Genomic DNA, 24,931 nt, shown 5'->3' with positions numbered 1-24,931 from the left:
CTTTGCAACCTTTTGGACCATGCATCATGAACCGCAAAACCCAGATCGGCGATCCGCCCATCCGCATCCTGCGCAATGATTTGGAAAAGTTGGAAAACCTGCTGGACCATCTGCACCGCGCCTACGCCCGTGTCTCGCTTTTCCTGCAGAACGAGGTGATGCGTGCCGAACTGGTCGACCGCCAGACCCGACAACCCTTCATCCAGCTGGGTTCCTGGGTCGCCTTCTGCGATGAGGAAGGTGCCCGCCATGCCGGCACGCTGCACCTGCCGGAAGAACGGCAGGAGGCACCGCCCGACGGCATTTCCATCCTGACCCCTGTGGGGGCCGCCCTGCTGGGGCTGAGCCGGGGCCAGACCATCACCTATGAGACGATTGACCGCCGATCCAAGCAATTGACCGTGCTGGATGTGCGGGCGCCTGCCGGATAAGGGGGTTTCCCTCAACGCGGCCGGACCCTTCCGGCCGCGTTCGCGGCAGACCTCAACCGAATTTCAACAGGCTGGGCGCTTTATCAATGATCTCTTCCAGGATCATTTCCGCTGTATCCAGATCGCCCTTCAGCTTGTCACCCAGCTGTTTTTGATATTCCGGCCGGCGCAGCTTTTCCGCCGCATCGTAAAGGCTGTGCAGCTCGGAAACGAAAATATCCCGCGCACCCATGGGCAGCATGGTCTTGGCCGACAGCACGAAGAAAAAGCGCATGGAGGCCCGCACCAGCAGGCCCAGCATCAGCGTATCCAGCCGTGCATATTCCTCACGCAGGTCATCCACCCGCACCGCTTCCACCGATTTCAGCCGTCCTTCGATCAGGATGCAGAGCGCGCGGAACTCCCCCACCTTGTTGCGGAACTCGTTATAGGCCTGAAAACTGTCCTTGGCGGCCTCTTCCTCCGCCAGCTTGGCCAGACGCATGGCGTCACGCGCCTGCTTTTCCAGGGCGCCGATCAGTCCTTCAACTTCCTTGCGGGTATAGGTGCGCTTGATGGCCATAAAACAGTGCTTTGGTTAACCAGCGGAACGGTCCCCTGTATAGCCCCTGCCGCAGCGCAATGAAAGCGCCGCTAATACCAAGTTGCGATAAGGTGACCTCATCGCAACTTGGTACGGCGGCGACTGCCGCCGCGCGGCCCATGCCACGTAAAGCCAAGCCAGCGGAGGCTGGCGCCGGCGTTTGAGGGCCATGATCAGACCCGATAGAGTCTGATCATGGCAACAGAGTATAAGACGGTGCTGCCCCCTGAAACGGTTGGGTAACCAACCCCTTATTGCAACCAATGCAACCCGGTGGCACGCTCAGGGGACATAATCGGGAAGACCTGCAGGGTGGCCATGCTACAGATCAGCAATCTCAGCCATGTTTACGCCAATGGGGTGCAGGCGCTGGATAATGTCAGCCTGGACATACCGCGCGGCATGTTCGGCCTGCTGGGCCCCAACGGGGCCGGCAAATCCACGCTGATGCGCACGCTGGCCACCCTGCAGAAGCCCACCGGCGGCAGCATCCGCTTCGGCACGGTCGATGTGCTGTCCGACCCGATGGGTCTGCGCCAGATGCTGGGCTATCTGCCGCAGGAATTCGGCGTTTATCCCCGCATCTCAGCCGAGGATATGCTGGACCATCTGGCTGTGCTGAAAGGCATCACCAATACCAGGCAGCGCCGGGAACTGGTGACGGAGCTGCTGCGCCAGACCAACCTCTATGATGTGCGCAAGAAGGCGCTGGCCGGCTATTCCGGCGGGATGCGCCAGCGTTTCGGCATCGCCCAGGCCCTGTTGGGCGACCCCAAGCTGATCATCGTCGATGAACCCACCGCCGGCCTGGACCCGGAGGAACGCAACCGTTTCCACAATCTCCTCTCCGAAATCGGGGAAAACGTAGTGGTCATCCTTTCCACCCATATTGTGGAGGATGTGGCCGATCTCTGCCAGAACATGGCCATCATTGTCGGTGGTCGCATCGTCGCCCAGGGCCAGCCGCTGGCAATGATTGAGGGGATGCGCGGCCGCATCTGGCGCAAGATGCTGGATAAGGCTGCCGTGGCCGACCATCAGGCCCGTTACAATGTCATCTCCACCCGGCTGTTTGCCGGTCGCAGCGTGGTGCATGTGGTGGCCGACAGCGACCCCGGCGACGGGTTTGAGCCGGTGACCGGCGGGCTGGAGGATGTTTACTTCTCCACCCTGCGCGCCAGCCGCGCCGCCGCCTGAGCCGGGAGCCGCAGAGCATGTTCGGCAAAATCGCCTGGTTCGAGCTGCGTTACCAGATACGCCAGCCCGTTTTCATCGTCACCGCCCTGATCTTCGGGTTGATGACCTTCCTGTCCGTCACGGTCGATAATATCCAGATCGGTTCCAACGACGCGGTGCATGTCAATTCACCCTTTGCGGTGATGCAGACGCTGGCCATCCTGTCGCTGTTCGGCATGTTCATTCCGGTGGCCATGCTGGCCAATGTGGTGCTGCGTGACGGGGAAACCCGCATGGCCGGCATCATGCATTCCCTGCCGGTGGAAAAATATCCGTTCCTGGCCGGTCGCTTTACCGGTGCCTTTGTCGCCGTGATGCTGGCCTTCTCTGCCACCGCCCTGGGCATGGCCCTGGGCAGTTGCATGTGGTGGCTGGACCCGGAAACGGTGGGGCCGTTCCGTCCGGGGGATTATCTGTTCACCCTGGCCGTGATCGCCATCCCCAACCTGCTGGCCACCGGTGCCATCTTCTTTGCCGTGGCCACGGCCACCCGCAGCCTGATGGTGACCTATGCCAGTCTGGTGGCTGTGCTGGTGATTTATCTCACCCTGAACGCCATCTTCTCCGACATCGAATATCGGCAGATCCGGGCTTTTCTGGACCCGTTCGGGCTGGCGGCCCTGGGCAATGCCACCCGCTATTGGACCATGGCCGAGCGCAATGGCAGCCTGCCGCCGCTGGAAGGGGCCTTGCTGTGGAACCGGCTGATCTGGCTGGGGGTCGGGTTGGGGCTGACGGCGCTGACCCTGTGGCGGTTCAGCTTCACCGAACGCGCCCCGCGCAAGGATAAGGGGGAACGCAGCACCACCGCCCCCATTGCAGCATTGGCCCATCTGCCCGTCGTGAAGCCCGCCGCCGCCAGCCTGGCCACCGCCTGGGCCCAGCTGCGTCTGCGCACCCGGTTTGAAACCGTCGCGGTGATGAAAAGCCTGGGCTTCATCGTGCTGGTGGCGCTGGGCGGTTTCAACGCTTTCGGTGCGCTGATCCGCATGGGGTCGATGTATGGCACCGATGTTTATCCGGTGACGCGCATCGTGGTGGAACTGCTGAACGGCACCTTCAGCATCGTGCCGATGGTGGTATCCGTCTATTACGCCGGTGAGCTGGTCTGGCGCGAAAGGCAGGCCAAGTTTCATGAGATTGTCGACGCCATGCCGGTGCCGAACTGGGTGTTCGTCACCAGTAAGTTCATCGCCATGGCGCTGGTTCTGTTTATCTTGATGGTGGTGGCCAGCCTGATCGGCATCGCCGTGCAGCTTTATCGCGGCACCGCCCCGGTGGAACTGGGGCTTTATCTGAAATATCTGTTCCTGGCCCAGGGCTGGCAGATGCTGCAATTTGCCGTGCTGTCCCTGTTCTTACAGTCGCTCAGCGGCAATAAATATCTCGGCATGTTGCTGGCCACCAGCTACATCATTGCCAGCATGGTGGCCCAGGGGCTGGGGCTGGAAGATAATCTGCTGTTCTATAGCGCCAGCACGCCCTTGCGCCTGTCAGACATGAACGGGCTGGGCCATTTCGCCCTGCCCTTCTTCTGGTTTTCGCTTTACTGGACCTTTGCCGCCCTGATCCTGCTGCTGGCCACATACCGGGTGTGGACGCGTGGCACGCTGGGTGGCGTCACCCAGCGGCTGGGCCAGTTGCGCCAAGGCTGGACGCGGGTGCAGGTGGGCATTCTGTTGATGTGCCTGGGCGGCTTCATCGCCAGCGGCGGCTATATTTTCCGCAACACCCATGTGCTGAATGAATTTGAAACCAGCGACCAGGGCAAGGAAAAGCAGGTCGCGTTTGAAAAGAAGTACCGCCAATACGAAAACCTGCCCCAGCCGCGCATCATTGATGTGCACACCGATATCGACCTGTTCCCCGCCGAACGACGGGCAGAGGTGCGGGGCAGCTATCTGCTGGAAAACCGCACCACCCAGCCGATTGACCGCGTACATGTGCTGCTGGACCCTGATCTGGCCGCTGCCAGCTTCACCCTCGAAGGCCAGGCCAGCACCGATACCGACGCGCAATATGGCTACAGCATCGTCACCCTGGCCCAGCCGATGCAGCCGGGGGAAAAGCGCCGGCTGGATTTCCAGACCAGCATCCATCACCAGGGCTTCACCAATAACGGCGGGGCCACGGATGTTGTCTATAATGGCAGCTTCCTGAACAATTTCGCTGTCGCCCCGATCATCGGTTTCAGCCGGCAAATGCTGCTACAAAGCCGCAGCGACCGGCGCAAATATGGGCTGGAGCCGATTGACCGCATGGCCCTGCTGGAGGATGAGGCGGCCCGCCAGAACAATTATCTGCGCCATGACAGCGATTGGGTAGGGTTTGAAACCACCGTTTCCACGGCCAAAGACCAGATCGCTGTGGCCCCAGGCTATCTGGTGAAGGAATGGACAGAGGGCGACCGGCACTATTTCCATTACAAGATGGATAAGCCGATCCTGAATTTCTATTCCTGGCTCTCTGCCGCCTATACGGTGAAGACGGAGCAATGGAACGGCATCGACCTGTCCGTCTATTACCATGCGCCGCACGGGCGCAATGTGGATCGGATGATCCAGGCGATGAAGGCATCGCTGGAATATTACAACGCCAATTTCGGCCCCTATCAGCATCGCCAGATGCGGATATTGGAATTCCCGGATTATGCGCGCTTTGCCCAGGCCTTCCCCAACACCGTGCCCTATTCGGAAGGCATCGGCTTCATCGCTGATAACCGCGATCCGGAGAAGATCGATTATGTCTGGTACGTCACCGCGCATGAGGTGGCGCACCAATGGTGGGCGCATCAGGTGATGGGGGCCGATGTGCAGGGTGCCACCCTGCTGTCGGAAACCCTGGCCCAGTACAGCGCCCTGATGGTGATGGAAAAGCAATATGGGCCGGACAAAATCCGCCGCTTCCTGAAATATGAGCTGGACAGTTACTTGCGCGGGCGCGGCGGGGAAGACCGGGAGGAACAGCCCCTCTATCGCGTGGAAAACCAGCAATATATCCATTACCGCAAGGGGGCTGTGGCGCTCTATTTCCTGCGCGACCAGTTAGGCGAAGCCGTGTTGAACCGCGCCCTGGCCCGGCTGGTGCAGGAATCAGCATATCACTACGCCCCCTACCCCACCTCGCTTGACCTGCTGCGGCTGTTGAAGGAAGAGGCGGGACCGGATAAGGCGGAGCTGATCACCGACACGCTGGAACGCATCGTGATTTACGATGTGAAGGTGAAAAGTGCCGACGCGGAGAAGCTGCCCAGCGGCAAATACAAGGTGACGCTGGGCGTGGAGGTCGGCAAGGTGGAGGCCGATGGTGCGGGCAAGGAGACGCCCAAGCCCTTCCACCTGCCCGTCGATATTGGCCTGTTCACCGCCAACCCGGCGGATAAGGATTTCGATGCATCCAAGGTGGTGAAGCTGGAAAAGCTGCCGATCAATCAGGAGGTGGACAAAAACGCCCCGATCCCGCCGATGATCCTGCTGGTGTTTGAGGTGGACCAGCTGCCCACCTATGCCGGTATCGATCCCTATAACAAGCTGATCGACCGCAACAGCGACGATAATCTGATGAAGGTGACGCTGAAACCATAGGGTACCATCATCTGGGGCAGCGCCCGACAACCGGGGGATGCTGCCCCACATCGCAACCGTCAGACAGACGAAGGGGGCGGCTATGGGCGTGACAGGAATTGGCGGGTTCTTTTTCCGGGCAAAGGACCCCAAAGCCTTGCAGGCTTGGTACGTTCAGCATCTTGGGCTGGGTTCGGAGCCCTTTGGCATCTGGGACACGCAGGCCGGGCCTTGCGTTTTTACGCCCATGGCGGATGGTACGGATTATTTCCCCGCCGACCGGCAATGGATGCTGAATTTCCGCACCGATGATCTGGACCAGCTCTGTGCTGACTTGCACGCCGCCGGGGTGGAGATCATCCGCAAGCCGGAATGGGACATGCCCGGCGTCGGGTGCTTCGCCCGTATCCATGACCCGGAGGGCAACCCGATCGAGCTGTGGCAGCCCGATCAGGCCCCCTGAAACCACTTCGCCTTAAAGACCGCGCGCCATCGCCCGCCAGGCGATATCGCGGCGACAGAAGCCTTCCTTCCAGTCGATCAGATCGACAGCGCGATAGGCCAGCTCCCGCGCCTCGGCGATGCGGGCGGCCCCCGCCGTCACGCCCAGCACGCGGCCACCATTGGCCAGCACCGCCCCATCCGGCCCCGGCTTGGTGCCGGCATGGAAGATTTCCACGCCCGGCACCTGCCCGGCTGCGGCCAGATTACCGATGCGCGTGCCCTTCTGGTAATCGCCCGGATAGCCATCCGCCGCCATCACCACGCAAAGTGCGGCTTCATCATGCCATTGCGGCTGCTGGCCGGAAACATCACCCTGGGCAGCGGCCAAAAGCAGTTCCACCAGATCGGATTTCAGGCGGCGCATCAGCACCTGGCATTCCGGGTCGCCGAAGCGGACATTATATTCCAACAGCTTGGGCACCGGCTGGCCGTCCGGCCCGTTCACCACCATGATGCCGGCGAACAGCACGCCAACGAACGGCTTGCCCTCTGCCGCCATGCCGCGCACCGTGGGCAGGATCATCTTGTCCATGATCTCCGCCTCAATCGCCGGCGTCAGCACCGGGGCAGGGCTGTAGGTGCCCATGCCGCCGGTGTTCGGCCCCTGATCGCCATCAAAGGCGCGCTTATGGTCCTGCGCGCCGGCCAGGGCCACAGCGTTGGTGCCGTCACAGATGGCGAAGAAGCTGGCTTCCTCCCCATCCAGGAATTCCTCGATCACCAGCTCGGCCCCGGCATCGCCGAAGCGGCGGCCCACCATCGCCTCATCAATGGCGGCATAGGCTTCATCGACATTCTGGCAGATGGTCACACCCTTGCCAGCGGCCAGCCCGTCGGTCTTCACCACGATGGGGGCACCCTGCCGGGCCACAAAGGCGCGGGCGGCGTCGCGGTCGGTGAAGCGGCCATAGGCAGCGGTGGGCACGCCAAACCGCGCCACCGCATCCTTCATGAAACCCTTGGAACCTTCCAGGGCGGCGGCAGCAGCCGACGGGCCAAAGGTAGGGATGCCGGCGGCGCGCAGCTTGTCCGCCAACCCCAGCACCAGCGGTTCCTCCGGCCCGACAATCACGAAATCAATGGCGTTGGCCGTGGCGAAATCGGTGATCGCGTCGATCTTGTTGCCGGATATATCCACACATTCGGCGACAGCGGCGATGCCGGCATTGCCGGGCGCGCAATAAAGCTTGTCGCACAGGGGCGAACGGGCGACGGCCCAGCACAGCGCATGTTCACGCCCACCCGAACCCACGACCAGGATCTTCATCGCCGCCTCCCTCTCTCGCTATGGCGGCGGGGTTCTAGCACGGGTGGGTGCCGCTGGGCACCCGGCCGCTGCGGATACCGCCCTTGCTTGGATGGAACGGGGATATTCGCTCAGGCGGGCGGCCCCGACGGCACGCCCAGCATGGCACCGGCCAGCTCGGCCGGCATCGGCTTGCCATAAAGGAAGCCCTGCAGGAAGCCACAGCCCAGCCGTTCCAGCTCATCGGCCTGTTCCAGCGTCTCCACCCCCTCGGCCACCACCTCCAGGGAAAGCTGCTGCGCCAGGGCCAGCATGGTGCGCAGGATGGTGCGGCTTTCAAACCGGTCGATCATGCTGGACACAAAGGCCCGGTCCACTTTCAGGAAATCAAACGGCAAGGTCTGCAAGTAGGACAGGTTGGAATAGCCGGTGCCGAAATCATCCATGCAGAGCCGGATGCCCAGATCGCGCAGGCCCGACAGGATTTCCGCCGCATGGGCCGGGTCACCGATGATGGTGCTTTCCGTCACCTCCAGTTTCAGCAGGGTCGGATCGACCCCGCTTTCCGCCACCACCCGTTTCACATGGTCCAGGAAGCCCGGTTCGGACAGTTGCGCGGCGGAGATATTGACGCTGACCCAGATGGGCCGGCCGCTGGCGCGGGTCCATTCGGCGATGCGGGTGGCGGCTTCCCGCATCGCCCAGGTGCCGATGGGCACGATCAGCCCCGTCTCCTCCGCCGCCGGGATGAAGGCGGCAGGCACCATGATGCCGCGCGCCGGGTGCTTCCAGCGCACCAGCGCCTCAAACGCCACCACCTTGCGCGTCACCGCATCGACAATGGGCTGATAATAAAGCTCAAACTGGTTCTGTTTCAGGGCGGCATTCAGCTCCATCGTCAGGCCTAGCCGGTTCTGGTCGCTATCATCGCCGACCAGAACCTCCTGCAGGCGACCGAAGGCGCGTTTGGAGGCGTGCAGGCTCTCCTCCGCCCTTGCCAGCATCTCCTCCGCATGGCGACCGGGCAGGTTGCACCAGGCAAGGCCCGGCGTGGCCAGCGGATGCACCTCCCGCCCAGCCAGGGTCACCGGTTCGGACACGGCGGCCACGATGGCGCGCACCTGGGCGCGCGCCATTTCCAGATCCGGCCCGCCGGGCAGCATGATGGCGAACTGGTCACCAGCAGTGCGGGCACAGGCCGCCGCCGGGCCCGCCGCCTGCACCACCCGCCGGGCCGTGATGCTCAGCAGCTGGTCACCCCAGGCCACCCCCAGTTCCTGGTTGAAATCGCGGAAGCGCCGCAGATCAATCAAAGCGACAGCGCAGGAACCAGCCCCATCCTCCCCCAACAGGCCCAGCCGGGCCCCCAGCGCCGCCACCAGCCCGGTGCGGTTCAGCAGGCCGGTGGCCCGGTCATGGGTGCGGTCGCGGGACAGCTGTTCCACCAGCAGGGCGTTTTCCAGCCCGATGGCAATGGTACGGGCGAACAGGGCCATCACCCGCTGATCCGGCCCATGGTCCGGTATCAGGCCGGACAGATGGATGATCACGGCAACGCTGGGCGAAGCGGCCGTATGGATGGCCAGCCAGCCAGCGCCCTGCACCCCTGTCGGCTGGGCCAGCGCCTGCACGATCTGCTGGCAGATATCCGGCGGCACCGCGTGGGACAGCGGCCCCGCCGGCAGCAGCGGGCGGGCCTGGGGGCTACTGCCCGCCAGCCGTCCGGCCAGCAGGCGGGGTTCGCCCACCGGCTCCCCCTCCACCATCTCCACCCGCGCCAGCAGGGCACCGGCATCGGGGCCGGCCAGGGCCAGCAGGCTGTCCACCACACCGGCAGCAAAACGGTTGACGTCCCGCTGCTCGAACAGGCGGGCCGTGGCGTCCAGGATATGGGCCAGCCCGGCGCGGTTCGCCTCCAGCGCCCTGATCTGCTGATAGGCGCGCAGGGCCGTCAGTACCGAGGTCCAGAGCCGGGCCGCCGTCAGCTCATCCTTGGCGCGGTAATCATTAATGTCATAGCGGGCCACCACCTCCCGCTCCGGCGCCTGGCCGGGCTGGCCGGTGCGCAGAATGATGCGGACATATTGATTGCCCAATTCCTCCCGGATGGCGCGGGCAAGGTCCAGCCCCGCATCCTCGCTCTCCATCACCACATCCAGCAGAACCAGGGCGATATCGCTGTATGCCGCCAGGATCTGCCGGGCCTCCACCGCCGAATAGGCCGATAGAAACAAGGGCTTGCGCCCGGCATGGACCAGATCGCGCAGAGCCAGTTTGGTGACGCTGTGCACCGAAGGGTCATCATCGACGATCAGAATCAGCCAGGGGCACAGGGCGGGCGTGGGTTGGGCCAAGTCCGGCTCCGCCGCAAACACCAGAAGGTCTTCTTCCATCGGCCACTTCCCCCCACTGGGCCCACTCCCCCAGGCCCGCCCGGCACGCCTTTAGTCCGGTTAAGGAAACATAAAGAAGTACGGCTGCCAATGCCAGTGGCTGCAGAATTTCCCTAACATTTGACTATTCCAGTATTTCACAACACAGGGTCAAAGCACCCAAACAAAACGCCCCCGCCGGATAACCGACGGGGGCGCATGTCAGCATCAGAAAGGCTGGGAACGGATCAGCGTTCCAGCGGCTTGTACTTGATCCGGTGCGGCTGGTCAGCCTCCGCCCCCAGACGGCGGCGCTTGTCCGCCTCGTAATCGGCATAGTTGCCTTCGAACCAGACCACCTGGCTGTCACCCTCAAACGCCAGGATGTGGGTGGCCAGACGATCCAGGAACCAGCGATCGTGGCTGATGACCACGGCGCAGCCGGGGAAGGTGCTCAACGCCTCTTCCAGGGCGCGCAGGGTTTCGACGTCCAGATCGTTGGTCGGTTCGTCAAGCAGCAGGACGTTGGCGCCAGACTTCAGCATCTTGGCCAGATGCACGCGGTTGCGCTCACCACCCGACAGCTGGCCCAGCTTCTTCTGCTGGTCCGGCCCGCGGAAGTTGAAGGCGCTGACATAGGCGCGGCTCGGCATGGATTTCTTGCCCAGCTCGATCACGTCCAGCCCGCCGGAGATTTCCTCCCAGACATTCTTTTTGTCATCCAGGCTGTCACGGCTCTGGTCGACATAGCCCAGCTGCACCGTCTCTCCCACGCGGAAGGTACCGCCATCGGGCTGCTGCTGGCCGGTGATCATGCGGAACAGGGTGGTCTTACCGGCACCGTTGGGGCCGATGATACCGACAATGCCACCGGGCGGCAGGCGGAAGGACAGATCGTCGATCAGCAACCGGTCGCCAAAGCCCTTGCGCAGGTTCTCGGCCTCAATAACCACATTGCCCAGGCGCGGCGGCGTGGGGATGACGATGCGGGTTTCGCCAATGGCTTCCTTCTGGTTGGCGGAAGCCAGCAATTCCTCGTAAGCCTGGATACGGGCCTTGGACTTGGCCTGACGGGCCTTCGGGCTGGCGCGCACCCATTCCAGTTCCTGGGCCAACTGCTTCTGCTTGGCGCCTTCTTCCCGGCCTTCCTGTTCCAGACGCTTCTGCTTCTGTTCCAGCCAGGCGGAATAATTGCCCTCATAGGGGATGCCCGAGCCGCGATCCAGTTCCAGAATCCAGCCGGTGACGGCATCCAGGAAGTAACGATCGTGGGTGACCATCACCACGGTGCCGGGATATTCGGCCAGGAAGCGCTGCAGCCAGGCCACGCTTTCGGCGTCCAGATGGTTGGTCGGTTCGTCCAGCAGCAGCATATCGGGCTTGGACAGCAGCAGCTTGCAGAGCGCCACGCGGCGCTTCTCACCGCCCGACAGCTTGTCCACGGCGGCATCACCGGCCGGGCAGCGCAGCGCGTCCATGGCAATTTCGACCGTGCGGTCCAGATCCCAGGCGTCGGCCGCGTCAATCTTTTCCTGCAATTCGGCCTGTTCGGCCATCAGCGTGTCGAAATCGGCATCCGGGTCGCCCATGGCTTCCGACACGGCATTGAACCGGTCCAGCAGCGCCTTGGTCTCGCCCACACCTTCCATCACATTGTCCCAGACATTCTTGTCCGGGTTCAAATGCGGTTCCTGCGGCAGATAGCCGACCTTCACACCCTCGGCGGCCCAGGCCTCGCCATTATAATCCTTGTCCAGCCCGGCCATGATCTTCAGCAAGGTGGACTTACCGGCGCCATTCACGCCCAGCACGCCGATCTTGGCGCCGGGGTAGAAGGACAGCCAGATGTTTTCAAACACCTTTTTGCCGCCGGGATAGACCTTGGTCACACCCTTCATCACATAGACATATTGATAAGCGGCCATGGCGGCATCCTTCAGGTAAGCATCTGCAAAAGGTTTGCGGGCCTTGTACCGCAGCGGGCTGCCCGGTGCAATCGGGGGGTGGGGTTAGAGAGTGGGGACGCCCAAGAGAGTGGCAACCTGCAGCAGTTGCTTGTCGATGCTGGCCAGAGGCAGACCCAAATCCAGGGCCAATGCCAGATAGGCGGCGTCGTACCCGGTCAGACCATGCGTCACGGCCAATTCCGCAATCCGTGCCATGGATGTCGATTGTAGGGGCACACTATAACGGATGGGCATGATCTCCAAATCCGCGACGGCACCCTGCCTGTAAGCCGCACCGATACGGCTCCGGCGCTGTGCATTGACCAGAACATTCGTTACTTCGTAACGCAACAGGATAGGCGCATGGGCTCCTGACAAGGTCATGCGACGGAACAAGGGGCGCAAATCCTCGCGTGCCTCATCAGGCAGCAGCCACGTCAGCACAACGGAGCTGTCGACAACAAAACTCACCGACGCCCCTCGTCCCGCAGAGCCTTGCGCTCTTCATCCGTGAAAGGGGCAATCCCAGCAGCCTTAGCCCGACCCCGCATACGCCGCCAGACGGTTCCCAGTCCACGAAGCCATCCACCTCCGACGGCTCCACCGGCGACAGCCGCGCCACGGGGCGGCCATGGTCGGTAATGACCGTCTCCTCCCCCTTGCGGGCACGGTCGATCAGACGGGCAAACTGCGCCTGTGCCTCCACCGTTGACAGCTCTTCCATTTCATCCCTCCGGCTTTCCGGTGATCAGATAAGGATAATGGACCGGTTTGCGCTGGGGGCAAAGGGGCCATGAGTTGATCCATACGGAGTTGGTGAACCGTCAACTCCGAAAGAGTCCACTCCACGCAACACTATGCAACATAATTCACGTAGTGTTTCAGAGTGGTGAGGCTATCAACTCCGAATGCTGGTCTTGGGCAACGCAATTTAAGATAATCAATGGATAACAGGTGGCAACCTCACTTATCAATGATATCCTTCAACGACTTGACCACATCGGATGTCTCTTTCAACTGTGGAACCTTTTCGGCCAGGGTGGCCAAGGGGCCGGCGACATAGGCGGTGGCGGTCAGGACGCTGCCAACGATCAAGGCGCTGCCGATCTTTACAAGTTTGGGGCGTGCACCCTGGTACATATCCTTGGTCAAGGATCGCAGTTCCACCACCACCGCCTGGGCGGGGGGCTTGGACACTTTCAGCAAGACCAGCATGGCATCGCGCAGCATTTGCAGCAGACGGGCCAGCAGGCCCCGTTTTGCCTCCGGCGTTATCACCCAACCGGGCGCCGGCGTTACCATCCCACTGACGCCACAGCCAAGTGGCTTTCCATCCATGTTTGTTGATAAGCTTCTTATGTTTTTCCAGTACCCCAACCGTCATTCCCGCGAAGGCGGGAATGACGGTGATGAGATCGCGAGGTTTCGAAAAGCACGATAATTTTTCGGATAGACACTACGGCAGGGCGCCAACAGGGGAAGTTCCAGCCCCCCCTACAACCGTCGCCCTTCCGCACCCCCCATCCCGGCATCGGCAAACACATGGGCGGCCATGGCGGCGGATTCATGGCTGGGCGTCAGGCCCAGGATCGTATCAGCGGTGGGGGCCACCGGACCGTCCGCCCCGGCTGGCGGCACCGGCTGATCCGTGTGGGCGGTGCGGCGGGGAGCGGGCGGGCGGTGGCGGCTGAAATCCAGGGCCAGCCAGGCCAGACCCAACCCGATCATCAGCACCGGTACCGGGTTGCGCAGGGCCAGATCGGTTACCTCATCCACAATGGCGCGGGCCGGGCCGTTGCGCTGGAACAGGCCGAGCGCGCTATCCACCAGGGTTTCCGGTTGCAGCCGCCGCTCAATCTCCGCCGCCGCGCGGGTCATGCCGGCGCGGGCCTCTTCAATCTCCCGTTCGATAACATTGGTGCTGCCGGTCATCCTGATCCCCATTACTGCCATCGGGCCAGCCCATACCGGCCCCTTGCAGCAACACCGATCAGCGCCGGAAGTTTCATGCGCGCGAGATTATGGCCCCACCCCATCCCTATGGACACGTATCGGCTTGTATCCTGAAAAGCCGAATTGGCTTAGACTAGCCTTTCAGGCTGCGGAGATCGCCGATGGGCATGTTTGACTTCCTTAAAATAAATGTCACGGAAAAGGTTTCCGTACCGAATTACACGGCCCATCTTCATATTGACGGCAAACAATTGTCCGTGGCCAACCTGGGCATCAGCAGCGTGACCGTCACCGGCACCAAATTGAAGGTGGGGCAAAGCGTCACTTTCGATCTGGCGCTGAAGGACCCCAAGCAGAATCTGGCGCTGAAGGGGACCGGCACCGTCGCCACCGTGGATGGCAAGACGGCGAAGATCAACTTCACCAATCTGCCCGATGCCAGCAAACAGGCGGTGGCGCGCTTCCTGGCGCGCTACATGATCAACCGCTGAGGTCTTTGATTGCCAACACTGCTGCGCGCCCTGCCCTTCCTGCTGCTGGCGGGATTTGCCGCCCTGCCGGCCAGGGCGGAGATACAGCAACGCCCGCGCCCCCAGCCGGAAGGTGCCCTGGGGCGGCTGCCCTGGCAGAGCTGGCATGACGGGGCCATCGCACCGCAGCGCCCGACCCCGCAATACCAACAACGCATCGTCTTCGCCTTTGACAAACCGTCCGACACCCTGCTGACACCCAGCCGGGAACTGAGCCAGCTTTGCCGGCGGAACCTGTTCGTGCAGCAGATCAATCTGCATTACCGCGCCTTCGGTCCGGGGGAACGGCCGATGGGGGTGGGGTTCGGCTCCCTCTCCTTTAATATCTATGATCCGGGGCAAAAGCGCAGCCCGGACCGGGTCTATTTCTTCAAGGATCAGGATACAGGCCGCTGTCAGGTCTTCACCGCACGGCTGGAGGATATCCGGCGCTATTTCATTCGCCCCTGATCCGGCCCCCGTTTCAACGGGCCAACGCCACCATGTCCACCCCATCGCTGGCCAGCCGGAAGGCATCCTCCTCCCGCGGCACCTTTGTTATCATAACCCGCATCTTGCGCAGGTGATAGGTGCGCAGCAGCCGTTGCAGCCGCGCGCGGCCCGGCCCGTCCAGCGGCCCTAGCAATTCATAATCGATGGAAACAACGGAAACGCGAGTGCCCAGCGGGTCCAGCACATGATCCACGCCATTCAGTTCAATGGCGATACCTTTGCAGTGCGGACCCAGGGTCTGCACCATGCCGGAAATGCGCGAACCAGCGGTGCCGGCCGGCATCTGCACCAGATGGAACATCAGCTGCCGGCGCAGTTCCACCGGCAGGTTGCGCGCCACCTCCACATAACGGTCCAGCAGGCGCGGCAGCATCAGGTTTTCAAACCGTACCGGCATGATCAGCGTGGCATCGCGCTTGCCGGGCCGATGCCAGTCCATCGCCACCGACAGGGTGACCAGATCCGCCTCGAAGCTGACATTCAGATCATCGGCGATGGACATCAGGGCGTCGGCAATATCATCCCGCCAGGGATGGGCCAGATCGGCGATGAAGAACGGAATCGGATAGCCTTCGGGCTGGGTCACCTGAATCGGGTCCAGCGTCGCCTTCTGCAAGGCGGTTTTCAGCAGCCGGGATACCTGCTGGCGGCTTTCTTCGCGCCGTTGCGCCAGTTTGGCCAGCAGCACGTCGGCAATGCCGCCCTCGTCAAAGCCGTCATCCTCAACATCCACCTCAGCCGCAAAGCTTTCCACCTGGGCTTCCAGCGACGCAGTGCTGTTGCCCAGCAGGCGGTTGCGAATCTGCTGGGCGATCTCCCGCGCGCGGATCGATGCCTCCGCCTCCGGCAATTCGCCGAAAAAGATGACAAAGCCATCATCGGCCGTACGTTCCAGCATATCCTCCGCCCCCAGATGGCGGCGGATCACCCCCTCAGCAATGGCCAGGGCCTGGACGCGCACCTGCCCCCAGCGTTCGCCCAGGGCGGTGCGCACATCATCCAGCCCGATCAGTTGCAGGCGCCCGGCGATCAGCGGGCGCGAAGGGTCGGCCGCTGCCCGTTCCGGCAGCTCGCTCAGGCTGCCACGCGGGCCGGGCAGCATATCCTCCAGCGAGGCGCAGGTCAGCATTCGTAGCCGCCGGCCGCTGACCTGGCGCACCGGCTTGCCCTGAATTTCGACATTGATGGGCTTGCCCCGGCCGGTCAGCAGGCGCAGGGCACGCCGGCTTTCCTCATCGCTTTGCAGCGCTTCATGGAAACGGGGGGACAGTGCCGGCCAGTCATCAATCGGCACCAGCACGGAAAAATGCCGGCCCGCAATTTCATCGATGGGCCGTTCGATCAGGCGCAGCATGGCCGGGTTCACCAGCACGATGCGCCCGTCGTCACTCAACATCAGCATCGGCAGGTCGATATTGCCGATCACCGCACTCAGCATCAGCTCCGAAGAGGCGCGCGCCTGCGCCAGCTTCTGGAACTCCCCATTATCGCGGGCGACTCCCAGGAAAATGGGAATATCGTCGATGGTCCGCAGCCCCTGGCCGACCAGCCGCAGCGACACCCGGCCGCCCCGGCGCATCAGCCCGACCTCAATATCCAGCACCGATCCCTGATGCATCACCCGCATGATGGCCGGGCCAGGGTCGGGCTGCCCCTCCACCCGCTGCAGCAAGGCAGCCGACATATTCTCCATCCCCGCCGCATCCAGCCCGGCCAAGGTGCCAAACGCATCATTGGCAAAGGCAACGACAAGCCGAGCGCCATCATCGCGCAACACAAGCACGGGAAGTGGAAAGGAGGAAAAAAGATCGGCGATGCCGGTCAGGGACTCGATCAAGCAGACCCCTCCCCCGCGATGGAGTAAGAATACGAAGCGATCTAATTTTACGCGATTTTGCCGGAAGCAAAAGCCGATTTCGCGCAAATTATCGTTGTAAGCGAGGATTTTCCTACTGTTGCGTGCATTTCCCCCTTTTGGACACGATCCGGCCCATGCCTCCCGCCCGACGCATCCCAGCGCCCCAAGCTCGGCACTTCACCAATGGGTCCGACCCCTCTATATAGGCGCCTCAGCTGGACGTCCCCCGCACCTGTAGTGGGTGCAAGGGGCGTTTTCGTGCGACTATATCGCCCTTCCCGCCCGTAAGACGACGGTCCGACTGAACATGCCGAAACGCACCGACATCAAATCCATCTGCATCATCGGCGCGGGGCCGATCATTATCGGCCAGGCCTGCGAATTCGATTATTCCGGCGTCCAGGCCTGTAAGGCGCTGAAGGAGGAAGGCTACCGGGTCATCCTCGTCAATTCCAACCCGGCCACCATCATGACCGATCCCGGTCTGGCCGATGCGACCTATATCGAGCCGATCACCCCGGCCATGGTCGCCAAGATCCTGGAAAAAGAACGCCCCGACGCGCTGCTGCCCACCATGGGCGGCCAGACGGCGCTGAACACGGCGCTGACCCTGTTCCGCGACGGCACGCTGGACCGGCTGGGCGTGGAGATGATCGGCGCCAAGGCCGACGTCATCGAAAAGGCGGAAGACCGCCTGAAATTCCGCGACGCCATGGACAAGATCGGGCTGGAAAGCCCGCGCTCCCTGCTGGTGAAGACCTATGAGGAGGCGCTGGAAGGTCTGGCATTCGTCGGCCTGCCCGCCATCATCCGCCCCAGCTTCACGCTGGCCGGCACCGGCGGCGGCATCGCCTATAACCGGGCGGAGTTTGAGGATATCGTGCGCGGCGGCCTGCGGGCCAGCCCGGTGCATGAGGTGCTGATCGAGGAGTCGGTCCTCGGTTGGAAGGAATATGAGATGGAAGTTGTGCGCGACAGCCGCGACAACTGCATCATCATCTGCGCCATCGAGAATATCGATCCGATGGGCGTGCATACCGGCGACAGCATCACCGTGGCCCCCGCCCTGACGCTGACCGACAAAGAATACCAGATCATGCGCAATGCCAGCCTGACGGTGCTGCGCGAGATCGGTGTGGATACCGGCGGGTCGAACGTGCAGTTCGGCGTCAATCCCGATACCGGCCGCATGGTCGTGATCGAGATGAACCCCCGCGTGTCGCGCTCCTCCGCGCTGGCATCCAAGGCCACCGGCTTCCCGATCGCTAAGATCGCCGCTAAGCTGGCCGTCGGCTATACGCTGGATGAGCTGACCAACGACATTACCGGCACGACGCCGGCCAGCTTCGAGCCGACGATCGATTACGTCGTCACGAAGATGCCGCGCTTCGCGTTCGAAAAGTTCCCCGGCGCCGACACCACGCTGACCACCTCGATGAAGTCGGTGGGTGAGGCCATGTCCATCGGCCGCACCTTTGCCGAGTCGGTGCAAAAGGCCCTGCGGTCGATGGAAACCGGCCTGACCGGCTTCAATGAAGTGGACCTGACCGGCGGCAGCGGCGTGGTCGACCCGCTGAAGATCCGCGCCGCATTGTCGCGCCCCACCAGTGAACGGCTGCTGTATATAGCCCAGGCCTTCCGCCATGGCTTGACGGTGGATCAGGTGTTTGAGGCCTGCAAGGTCGATCCCTGGTTCCTGCGTCAGATCCAGGACATTGTTGCCGAGGAAGCGACCATCAAGGCGGCCGGTCTGGCCGGCCTGGATGCCGAGCGCTTCAACCGCATCAAGTCCATGGGTTTCAGCGATGCCCGCATCGCCGAGCTGACGGGCAGCAGCGAAGAGGCTGTGGCCGCCGCCCGCCGGGCCAAGGGCATTGTGCCGGTGTTCAAGCGCATCGACACCTGTGCCGCCGAATTCGCCAGCCGGACGCCCTATATGTATTCCACATATGAGGGCAATGGCCTGGAGCCGGCGGAATGCGAAAGCGCCCCGACGGACCGCAAGAAGGTCATCATCCTGGGTGGCGGGCCGAACCGTATCGGCCAGGGGATCGAGTTCGATTATTGCTGCGTCCATGCCGTCTATGCCCTGCAGGAAGCGGGCTATGAGACGATCATGGTCAACTGCAACCCGGAAACGGTTTCCACCGACTATGACACCGCCGACCGTCTGTATTTCGAGCCGCTGACGGCCGAAGACGTGATCGAACTGGTCCGCAAGGAGCAGCAGAATGGCGAGGTGCTGGGCCTGATCGTGCAGTTCGGCGGCCAGACCCCGCTGAAGCTGGCCCGCGATCTGGAAGCCGCTGGCATCCCCATCCTGGGCACGACGCCGGATGCCATCGATCTGGCCGAAGACCGCGAACGGTTCCAGCAGTTGCTGCACAAGCTGGACCTGCGCCAGCCAGCCAACGGCCTCGCCCGTTCGCTGGAAGAGGCGGTGGCCGTTGCCAACAAGATCGGCTTCCCCGTCGTCATCCGCCCGTCTTATGTGCTGGGCGGCCGGGCGATGGAAATCGTCCATGATATGGCCGGTCTGCACCGTTATATCGCCACCGCCGTGAAGGTGTCGGGCAAGAATCCGGTGCTGATTGACAGCTATCTGCAAGATGCCATCGAGGTGGATGTGGACGCCGTGGCCGATGCCACGGGTGCGGTCTATGTCGCCGGCATCATGGAGCATATCGAAGAGGCCGGTATCCATTCCGGTGACAGCGCCTGCGCCCTGCCGCCCTACACCCTGTCCAAGCCGGTGGTGGATGAACTGTCGGTCCAGGCGGTGAAGCTGGCCAAGGGGCTGAACGTCGTTGGCCTGATGAACATCCAGTTCGCGGTGAAGCAGTCGGCCGATGGTTCCGGCCCCGGCGGCTTCGACATCTACATTCTGGAAGTCAATCCGCGCGCCAGCCGCACGGTGCCGTTCGTGGCCAAGGCCACCGGCACGGCCATCGCCAAGGTGGCCGCCCGCGTCATGGCCGGGGAAAAGCTTTCCGACTTCAAGCTGAACGGCCCGTTCCCGCCGCATATGGCGGTGAAGGAAGCCGTGTTCCCGTTCAACCGTTTCCCCGGCGTCGACATCCTGCTGGGGCCGGAAATGCGTTCCACCGGCGAGGTGATGGGCCTGGACAAGAATTTTGCCATGGCCTTCGCCAAGAGCCAGCTGGGCGCCGGCGTCACCCTGCCGCGCGACGGCACGGTGTTCATCTCCGTGCGGGAGCGCGACAAGCCGGCCATGGTGCCGGTGGCCCGCACGCTCGCAGGGTTGGGTTTCAAGATCATCGCCACCAAGGGTACCGCCAAGTTCCTGACCGATGCCGGCATCACGGTACGGGCAGTGAACAAGGTGCTGGAAGGCCAGCCCCATATTGTAGATGAAATGATCAATGGCGCGGTCCAACTGGTGTTTAACACTGTTGAAGGACCGCAGGCGATGTCTGACAGCTTCAGCTTGCGCCGCACGGCCCTGACCAATAACATCCCCTACTACACGACGGTGGCGGGTGCTGAGGCAGCGGTCGAAGCCATCTCAGGCCTGAAGACCGGCAATCTTGAAGTGGCTCCGCTTCAGTCCTATCTGAGCGGGTCTTACTAAGAAGGTTGGTCTGCGGTGCGGCCTCATGGCCGCACCGTTGGGGTTTTTTATTTCGGCGCCACCTAATCTCTTGGGAAAAAGGTACGATGGAAAAGGTTCCCATGACGGCCCGGGGGTATAACCGGCTGCAGGATGAGTTGAAGCACCTGAAGAGCGTTGAGCGGCCGGCGGTGATCAAGGCGATCGCCGAAGCCCGTGAACACGGCGATCTGTCGGAAAATGCCGAATATCATGCGGCCCGCGAGAAGCAGAGCTTCATCGAAGGCCGGGTGATGGAGCTGGAAGACAAGATCAGCCGCGCCGAGGTGATTGACCCCACCCGGCTTTCCGGCAATGCCGTGAAGTTCGGTGCCACCATCACTCTGGCTGACGAGGACACCGATGAAGAGGTGACCTATCAGATCGTCGGTCAGGATGAGAGCGACATCAAGCAGGGCCTGATCGCCATCACCAGCCCGCTGGCCCGCGCGCTGATCGGCAAGTCCGTCGGCGACAATGTGGAAGTCACCACCCCCGGCGGCTCCAAGAGCTACGAGGTTGTGGGGATCGCCTTTAAGTAAGGTACCCAAAAGGCACCCCTTTACCGGGGGAGTCAGCAAAAGCCCGCCCGGCAGCCCGCCGCGGCGGGCTTTTTGTTTTCAGCCCCCGCATGGAAACCGCTTGTCGCCTCACCCCTTTAATGCTACACACTGTAGCACTATGAACGATAGCACTACAGACAATCACAATCCGTCAGACCTGGGCGATCTCGAACGGGAGATCATGGATCTTGTCTGGCGGCGTGGGCCGGTCAACGCTGATGCGGTGCGAGAGATGCTTAGCCGCCCGTTGAAGGAATCCACGGTTCGCACTGTCCTGAAACGGCTGGAGGAGAAAGGCTATCTCACCCATGACGTGGAAGGACGGACCTTCATCTATCGGGCCGCACAGGGGCGCGACCGGGTGGCGGCACGCGCCGTAAAGCGCATCGTCGACTGGTTCTGCGGCGGATCGGCGGAAGATGTCGTCGTCGGCATGGTGGAAACCGACATGCTGACGCCGGAACAGCTGCAAGCCCTGGCGGAAAAGATCGAACAAGCACGAAAACGGGGGAAATGATGCTGGCACTGCTGGCGGAGGCGGCCCTGCGGTCGGCTGTACTCATCGGGATGGCGTGGCTGGCCCTGCGCCTGCTGCGTATCACCAACCCTTTCACCCAGATGGCAGTCTGGGGCGGCGTGCTGGCAACATCGCTTGCCATGCCGCTGCTGATGCAGCTGGCCCCCGCAGATCGCTTGACCGTACCGCTGGACGGTATCCGGTTTTGGCTGCAGCCGGCGACGCAGCTGATCGCCCGGGCTGAACCGGCAGCCCAGGCAACCCTGACGGCCGCCAGCCCGCCCACCCTTGACATTGGCTGGTCCGATTTTGGACTGGGTCTCTATCTGCTGGTGGCCGGCACCCTGCTGCTGCGGCTGGCGCTTGGCACCCTTGCCGGCCTGCGGCTGCGGGCGCGGGCGCAGCGGCTGCGCCACGGCTGGACGCAGCCGCAGGATATCCGGGTGAGCAAGGATATCACCGTACCGCTGACCATTGCCGGCACCATCCTGCTTCCCCCTGACTTTACGGGCTGGAGTGCTGCCACCCGCAAAGCCGTGCTGGCGCACGAAGCGTCGCATATCGAGCGGCACGATTACTACACGCTGCTTCTCTCCACCCTGCATCGGGCCCTGTTCTGGTTCAGCCCGGCCGCCTGGTGGCTCGACAACAGGCTGGCGCTGCTGGCGGAAGCCAATAGCGACACGGCCGCCCTTGAACAGATGGAGGATCACTTGACCTATGCCGAAATCCTGGTGGCCATGGCTGTAAAGGCCCGCCGCCTCCCCGCCGGTCTGGCCATGGCGCGGCCTGCCACCGTCACCGCCCGCGTTGAGCGTATCCTGCAGGGTGGTACCCTGCCGCTGCGGATGAATGCCCGGCGCTGGGCGCTGGTGCTGGCCCTGCTGGCCCCCGCCAGCGTCATCAGTGCCGGCGCCACCGGCACGGACAAGGTTGATCCCGCCGTGGCAGCCCGCATGGCCGAGCAGGCCAAGCCGCGCACCGCCATCGCCCTGGCACCGGAAGCCATGGACAAGTTCACCGGCTATTATGAGACCCCGTTGATGGCCAACCGGCCGCTGAAAGTTTATCGGGAGGGCGATCATCTGCTGGCCCATGTTATCGGCCAGCCGGCCATGGCCTTCTATCCGGAAAGCCCGACCAGTTTCTTCTCCCGCGATCTGCCGGTTCAGGGCAGTTTTCAGGTGAATAGCCAAGGTATGGTCGGTGGCGTGGTGCTGCACCAGAATGGCCACGACCTGCCCGCCGCCCGTATTGACGATGCCCGCGGCAAGGCGCTGGAACAGGCCCTGGCGGAACGGGTCAAATCCAACAAGCCGCTGCCCGGCAGCGAGGCCGCCCTGCGCGCCCATATCGCCCAGATCAAGGCCGGCAAGATCGACCGCGACAGCCTGATGGCGGACAAGGCCGATGCCGTGATCTCCCTGCTGCCGAAAATCCAGGCGGAGATGCTGCCGCTGGGCGATCTGCAATCAGTGCAGTTCAAGCGCGTCGATGAAGGCGGCATGGATGTCTACCGCGCCACCTATGCCCATGGCGTGCGCGATTGGTGGGTGCTGGTGACGCCGGAAGGCAAGCTGGACAGCATGTGGTTCGGCCCCGCCTCCTGATCTCAAACGCTATTACACCAATCTCCCTTGATCGTGACCGATCCAGGGAGATTTCATGTTCCCTCAGGCGCCGGGCGGGCGCATCCGCGCCCTTGGCTCACGCCGCACGAGCGGCGGGCCAGCGGTCGCTGGCCTCAAATCCGCCTAAAGGTCAACCTTTAGGCGGATTGGTATAAAACAAAACCCGCCCGGCTTGCCTGTGGTGGGTTTTGCCATGCCGGATCAATGCCCCCGCTTGCCACCGCCCCCGCTTTCCTGGCACCTTGCCGGCAACGGATAAAAGCGAGGAAGCAATGACCGGCAACAAGCGCATCGGCATCCTGACCAGCGGCGGCGACTGCGCCGGCCTGAACGCGGTGATCCGGGCCGCCGTTCACCGTGCCCAATATTATGGCTGGGAAGTGGTGGGGATCGAAGATGGCACCCAGGGGCTGCTGACCCGCCCGGTGCGCTATGTGAAGCTGGATACCAACATGGTGGATGGTGCGATGATGCGCCAGGGTGGCACCATTTTGGGCACCACCAACAAGGGTGATCCGTTCGCCTATCCTATGGCCGATGGAACCAAGAAGGATCGCAGCCAGGAAATTATCGGCGGCCTGCGCGAACTGGGCGTCGATGGGCTGATCGGCATTGGCGGCGATGGCTCCATGGCCATTCTGCGCCGGTTGGCCCAGCAGGGCGGGTTCAAGCTGATCGGGATTCCCAAGACCATTGATAATGATCTGGGCATCACCGAAACCTCGGTCGGGTTCGATACGGCGGTGGCCGTGGCGACGGAGGCACTGGACCGGCTGCAACCCACCGCCGCCAGCCATGACCGGGTGATGGTGCTGGAGGTGATGGGCCGCGATGCCGGGCATATCGCGCTTTCCGCCGGCATTGCCGGCGGGGCCGATGTCATCCTGCTGCCGGAACTGCGCTGGTCCGTCGCCGGTATCGCCGCAAAAATCCGCAAGGTGCAGGCTGGCGGGCGCAACTTCGCCCTGGTGGTGGTGTCGGAAGCCGTCAAAACCATGGAAGGGTCTGCCGCCCAGCAGGAATTCAGCGATGGACAGAAGCGCTATGGCGGTATCGGCAATTATGTCGGCCACCTGATCGCCGAGGCGACGGGGGCGGAAACCCGCGTCACCGTGCTGGGCCATGTGCAGCGCGGCTGCCCGCCCAGCTATCGTGACCGGTTGCTAGCCTCGGCCTTCGGTGTGGCGGCGGTGGATTTGCTGGCAGACGGCAAGTCCGACCGGCTGCTGGCCTGGTCCAACCGCTGCGTCATCGATATCCCGATCGAAGACGCTATCAAGACCTATGCCGCCGTCGATGTCGCCGGCACGCTGGTGAAGACGGCGCGCGGCCTTGGCATCTATGTCGGTGATGATGCCTGAGGATGACTGGCCGCCGGCCCCGATGGTCCCGGCGGCCTCCCCTGCCCCCTGGAACAGCCTGTGGGATTTCTCCCTGGCTGTTTACGCCGCCCCCGGCGTGGCGGAGGCCTGCCTGCGGGCGCAGGATCAATATGGGCTGGATGTAAACCTGATCCTGTGGGCCGCCTGGCTGGGCGCCAATGGCCACCGGCTGACCGGCCCCGAACTGGCCGCCGCCGCCAGCGCCACCGATGCCTGGCGGCGCGAGGTGGTGCAACCGCTGCGCGCCGTGCGCCGCCGGCTGAAAAACGGCCCCCCGCCCGCCCCCAACGCCGCCAGTACCGCCCTGCGGGAGCAGGTGCAGGCGGCGGAGCTGGCGGCAGAGCGTCAGCAGCAGGAGATGCTGCAGGCATTTCCGCCCCGGCAACGTCTTGAAGCGACACCGGAATTGGCACTGGCGGCCAATATCGCCCTGTTGCTGCCGGCCGGTAACCGCCGCGCGGTTACAGAAGCGTTACACGCGGCCATTTTCAACCCGTGAGCGGTGGTGTTAGGG

General features: G+C 63.0%; 21 protein-coding genes. 12 read left to right on the top strand and 9 right to left on the bottom strand.

All coding sequences use genetic code 11. The features are described from left to right. Positions 1 to 26: 26 nt before the first annotated feature. Positions 27 to 431: a GreA/GreB family elongation factor gene (locus PCJ49_RS09390; RefSeq protein WP_269910700.1), complete on the top strand. Its 405-nt coding sequence runs from the start codon at positions 27 to 29 to the stop codon at positions 429 to 431. A 52-nt stretch (positions 432 to 483) separates the two neighbouring features. Here PCJ49_RS09390 and PCJ49_RS09385 read toward each other — a convergent pair whose 3' ends face one another. Then, complete coding sequence (locus PCJ49_RS09385) at positions 484 to 993, bottom strand: hypothetical protein (RefSeq protein ID WP_153202201.1); 510 nt, start codon at positions 991 to 993, stop codon at positions 484 to 486. Between the two features lie 339 nt (positions 994 to 1,332). On the opposite strand from PCJ49_RS09385, the gene PCJ49_RS09380 reads away from it, so the two are divergent. The 3 genes from PCJ49_RS09380 to PCJ49_RS09370 are packed head-to-tail and all read left to right on the top strand — an operon-like array spanning position 1,333 to position 6,276. Then, on the top strand, positions 1,333 to 2,211 hold the full coding sequence (locus PCJ49_RS09380) for an ABC transporter ATP-binding protein (RefSeq protein WP_269910699.1): 879 nt from the start codon (positions 1,333 to 1,335) through the stop codon (positions 2,209 to 2,211). 17 nt (positions 2,212 to 2,228) lie between these two features. Continuing rightward, positions 2,229 to 5,834, top strand: a complete 3,606-nt coding sequence (locus PCJ49_RS09375) for a M1 family aminopeptidase (protein ID WP_269910698.1) — start codon at positions 2,229 to 2,231, stop codon at positions 5,832 to 5,834. A 37-nt stretch (positions 5,835 to 5,871) separates the two neighbouring features. After that, the gene (locus PCJ49_RS09370) at positions 5,872 to 6,276 is read left to right on the top strand and encodes a VOC family protein (protein WP_347710430.1); all 405 of its coding nucleotides are present in this window, start codon (positions 5,872 to 5,874) and stop codon (positions 6,274 to 6,276) included. 12 nt (positions 6,277 to 6,288) lie between these two features. Here PCJ49_RS09370 and purD read toward each other — a convergent pair whose 3' ends face one another. From purD to PCJ49_RS09335, 7 genes are all read right to left on the bottom strand, one after another. Continuing rightward, positions 6,289 to 7,584 (bottom strand): phosphoribosylamine--glycine ligase, encoded by a 1,296-nt coding sequence (gene purD / locus PCJ49_RS09365; protein WP_269910696.1) that lies wholly within the window; start codon positions 7,582 to 7,584, stop codon positions 6,289 to 6,291. A 110-nt stretch (positions 7,585 to 7,694) separates the two neighbouring features. Beyond that, the gene (locus tag PCJ49_RS09360; RefSeq protein ID WP_269910695.1) at positions 7,695 to 9,956 is read right to left on the bottom strand and encodes an EAL domain-containing protein; all 2,262 of its coding nucleotides are present in this window, start codon (positions 9,954 to 9,956) and stop codon (positions 7,695 to 7,697) included. A 227-nt stretch (positions 9,957 to 10,183) separates the two neighbouring features. Then, positions 10,184 to 11,860 carry an energy-dependent translational throttle protein EttA gene (ettA, locus tag PCJ49_RS09355; RefSeq protein WP_089286610.1) on the bottom strand — a complete coding sequence of 559 codons (1,677 nt, stop codon included), beginning with the start codon at positions 11,858 to 11,860 and terminating at the stop codon, positions 10,184 to 10,186. Positions 11,861 to 11,944: 84 nt separating this feature from the next. After that, positions 11,945 to 12,352 carry a type II toxin-antitoxin system VapC family toxin gene (locus PCJ49_RS09350; protein WP_269910694.1) on the bottom strand — a complete coding sequence of 136 codons (408 nt, stop codon included), beginning with the start codon at positions 12,350 to 12,352 and terminating at the stop codon, positions 11,945 to 11,947. Beyond that, the gene (locus tag PCJ49_RS09345; protein ID WP_269910693.1) at positions 12,303 to 12,605 is read right to left on the bottom strand and encodes a type II toxin-antitoxin system prevent-host-death family antitoxin; all 303 of its coding nucleotides are present in this window, start codon (positions 12,603 to 12,605) and stop codon (positions 12,303 to 12,305) included. The genes PCJ49_RS09350 and PCJ49_RS09345 overlap by 50 nt, the downstream gene beginning before the upstream one ends. Positions 12,606 to 12,844: 239 nt before the next feature. Further along, complete coding sequence (locus PCJ49_RS09340; RefSeq protein WP_269910692.1) at positions 12,845 to 13,183, bottom strand: hypothetical protein; 339 nt, start codon at positions 13,181 to 13,183, stop codon at positions 12,845 to 12,847. A gap of 192 nt (positions 13,184 to 13,375) precedes the next feature. Beyond that, positions 13,376 to 13,813 (bottom strand): DUF3618 domain-containing protein, encoded by a 438-nt coding sequence (locus PCJ49_RS09335; RefSeq protein WP_269910691.1) that lies wholly within the window; start codon positions 13,811 to 13,813, stop codon positions 13,376 to 13,378. Positions 13,814 to 13,995: 182 nt separating this feature from the next. Here PCJ49_RS09335 and PCJ49_RS09330 point away from each other — a divergent pair, with 182 nt between their 5' ends. Both PCJ49_RS09330 and PCJ49_RS09325 read left to right on the top strand, forming a co-directional pair. Further along, positions 13,996 to 14,325 (top strand): PilZ domain-containing protein, encoded by a 330-nt coding sequence (locus PCJ49_RS09330; RefSeq protein ID WP_089286606.1) that lies wholly within the window; start codon positions 13,996 to 13,998, stop codon positions 14,323 to 14,325. A gap of 9 nt (positions 14,326 to 14,334) precedes the next feature. Next, positions 14,335 to 14,814, top strand: coding sequence for a hypothetical protein (locus tag PCJ49_RS09325; RefSeq protein WP_269910690.1), 480 nt, complete (start codon positions 14,335 to 14,337; stop codon positions 14,812 to 14,814). Between the two features lie 13 nt (positions 14,815 to 14,827). Here PCJ49_RS09325 and PCJ49_RS09320 read toward each other — a convergent pair whose 3' ends face one another. Beyond that, positions 14,828 to 16,693: a PAS domain-containing protein gene (locus PCJ49_RS09320; RefSeq protein WP_269910689.1), complete on the bottom strand. Its 1,866-nt coding sequence runs from the start codon at positions 16,691 to 16,693 to the stop codon at positions 14,828 to 14,830. A 328-nt stretch (positions 16,694 to 17,021) separates the two neighbouring features. Here PCJ49_RS09320 and carB point away from each other — a divergent pair, with 328 nt between their 5' ends. From carB to PCJ49_RS09290, 6 genes are all read left to right on the top strand, one after another. After that, entirely contained in the window at positions 17,022 to 20,306 is a 3,285-nt protein-coding gene (carB, locus tag PCJ49_RS09315; protein ID WP_269910688.1) for a carbamoyl-phosphate synthase large subunit, read from the top strand. An 86-nt stretch (positions 20,307 to 20,392) separates the two neighbouring features. Beyond that, positions 20,393 to 20,866 (top strand): transcription elongation factor GreA, encoded by a 474-nt coding sequence (gene greA / locus PCJ49_RS09310; protein WP_089286602.1) that lies wholly within the window; start codon positions 20,393 to 20,395, stop codon positions 20,864 to 20,866. Next, positions 20,802 to 21,404, top strand: coding sequence for a BlaI/MecI/CopY family transcriptional regulator (locus tag PCJ49_RS09305; protein ID WP_347710429.1), 603 nt, complete (start codon positions 20,802 to 20,804; stop codon positions 21,402 to 21,404). The genes greA and PCJ49_RS09305 overlap by 65 nt, the downstream gene beginning before the upstream one ends. Then, positions 21,401 to 23,014 carry a M56 family metallopeptidase gene (locus PCJ49_RS09300; protein WP_269910687.1) on the top strand — a complete coding sequence of 538 codons (1,614 nt, stop codon included), beginning with the start codon at positions 21,401 to 21,403 and terminating at the stop codon, positions 23,012 to 23,014. Before PCJ49_RS09305 ends, PCJ49_RS09300 begins: the two co-directional genes overlap by 4 nt. A 293-nt stretch (positions 23,015 to 23,307) precedes the next feature. Next, positions 23,308 to 24,396: an ATP-dependent 6-phosphofructokinase gene (locus PCJ49_RS09295; protein WP_269910686.1), complete on the top strand. Its 1,089-nt coding sequence runs from the start codon at positions 23,308 to 23,310 to the stop codon at positions 24,394 to 24,396. After that, positions 24,386 to 24,916, top strand: coding sequence for a TIGR02444 family protein (locus PCJ49_RS09290; RefSeq protein WP_269910880.1), 531 nt, complete (start codon positions 24,386 to 24,388; stop codon positions 24,914 to 24,916). Before PCJ49_RS09295 ends, PCJ49_RS09290 begins: the two co-directional genes overlap by 11 nt. Positions 24,917 to 24,931: the final 15 nt, after the last annotated feature.

It is taken from the genome of Niveispirillum sp. BGYR6 (assembly GCF_027568365.1).
Classification (GTDB): Bacteria; Pseudomonadota; Alphaproteobacteria; order Azospirillales; family Azospirillaceae; genus Niveispirillum.
Note: the sequence above shows the minus strand (reverse complement) of the source record. Positions and strands in the feature narration are given on the sequence as shown.

Bases quoted from the DNA above. Each gene is read 5' to 3' on its own strand.
- PCJ49_RS09390 (WP_269910700.1), top strand. From the start codon at position 27: ATGAACCGCAAAACCCAGATCGGCGATCCGCCCATCCGCATCCTGCGC.
- PCJ49_RS09385 (WP_153202201.1), bottom strand. From the start codon at position 993: ATGGCCATCAAGCGCACCTATACCCGCAAGGAAGTTGAAGGACTGATC.
- PCJ49_RS09380 (WP_269910699.1), top strand. From the start codon at position 1,333: ATGCTACAGATCAGCAATCTCAGCCATGTTTACGCCAATGGGGTGCAG.
- PCJ49_RS09375 (WP_269910698.1), top strand. From the start codon at position 2,229: ATGTTCGGCAAAATCGCCTGGTTCGAGCTGCGTTACCAGATACGCCAG.
- PCJ49_RS09370 (WP_347710430.1), top strand. From the start codon at position 5,872: ATGCTGCCCCACATCGCAACCGTCAGACAGACGAAGGGGGCGGCTATG.
- purD (WP_269910696.1), bottom strand. From the start codon at position 7,584: ATGAAGATCCTGGTCGTGGGTTCGGGTGGGCGTGAACATGCGCTGTGC.
- PCJ49_RS09360 (WP_269910695.1), bottom strand. From the start codon at position 9,956: ATGGAAGAAGACCTTCTGGTGTTTGCGGCGGAGCCGGACTTGGCCCAA.
- ettA (WP_089286610.1), bottom strand. From the start codon at position 11,860: ATGGCCGCTTATCAATATGTCTATGTGATGAAGGGTGTGACCAAGGTC.
- PCJ49_RS09345 (WP_269910693.1), bottom strand. From the start codon at position 12,605: ATGGAAGAGCTGTCAACGGTGGAGGCACAGGCGCAGTTTGCCCGTCTG.
- PCJ49_RS09340 (WP_269910692.1), bottom strand. From the start codon at position 13,183: ATGGTAACGCCGGCGCCCGGTTGGGTGATAACGCCGGAGGCAAAACGG.
- PCJ49_RS09335 (WP_269910691.1), bottom strand. From the start codon at position 13,813: ATGACCGGCAGCACCAATGTTATCGAACGGGAGATTGAAGAGGCCCGC.
- PCJ49_RS09330 (WP_089286606.1), top strand. From the start codon at position 13,996: ATGGGCATGTTTGACTTCCTTAAAATAAATGTCACGGAAAAGGTTTCC.
- carB (WP_269910688.1), top strand. From the start codon at position 17,022: ATGCCGAAACGCACCGACATCAAATCCATCTGCATCATCGGCGCGGGG.
- greA (WP_089286602.1), top strand. From the start codon at position 20,393: ATGGAAAAGGTTCCCATGACGGCCCGGGGGTATAACCGGCTGCAGGAT.
- PCJ49_RS09305 (WP_347710429.1), top strand. From the start codon at position 20,802: ATGTGGAAGTCACCACCCCCGGCGGCTCCAAGAGCTACGAGGTTGTGG.
- PCJ49_RS09300 (WP_269910687.1), top strand. From the start codon at position 21,401: ATGATGCTGGCACTGCTGGCGGAGGCGGCCCTGCGGTCGGCTGTACTC.
- PCJ49_RS09295 (WP_269910686.1), top strand. From the start codon at position 23,308: ATGACCGGCAACAAGCGCATCGGCATCCTGACCAGCGGCGGCGACTGC.
- PCJ49_RS09290 (WP_269910880.1), top strand. From the start codon at position 24,386: ATGATGCCTGAGGATGACTGGCCGCCGGCCCCGATGGTCCCGGCGGCC.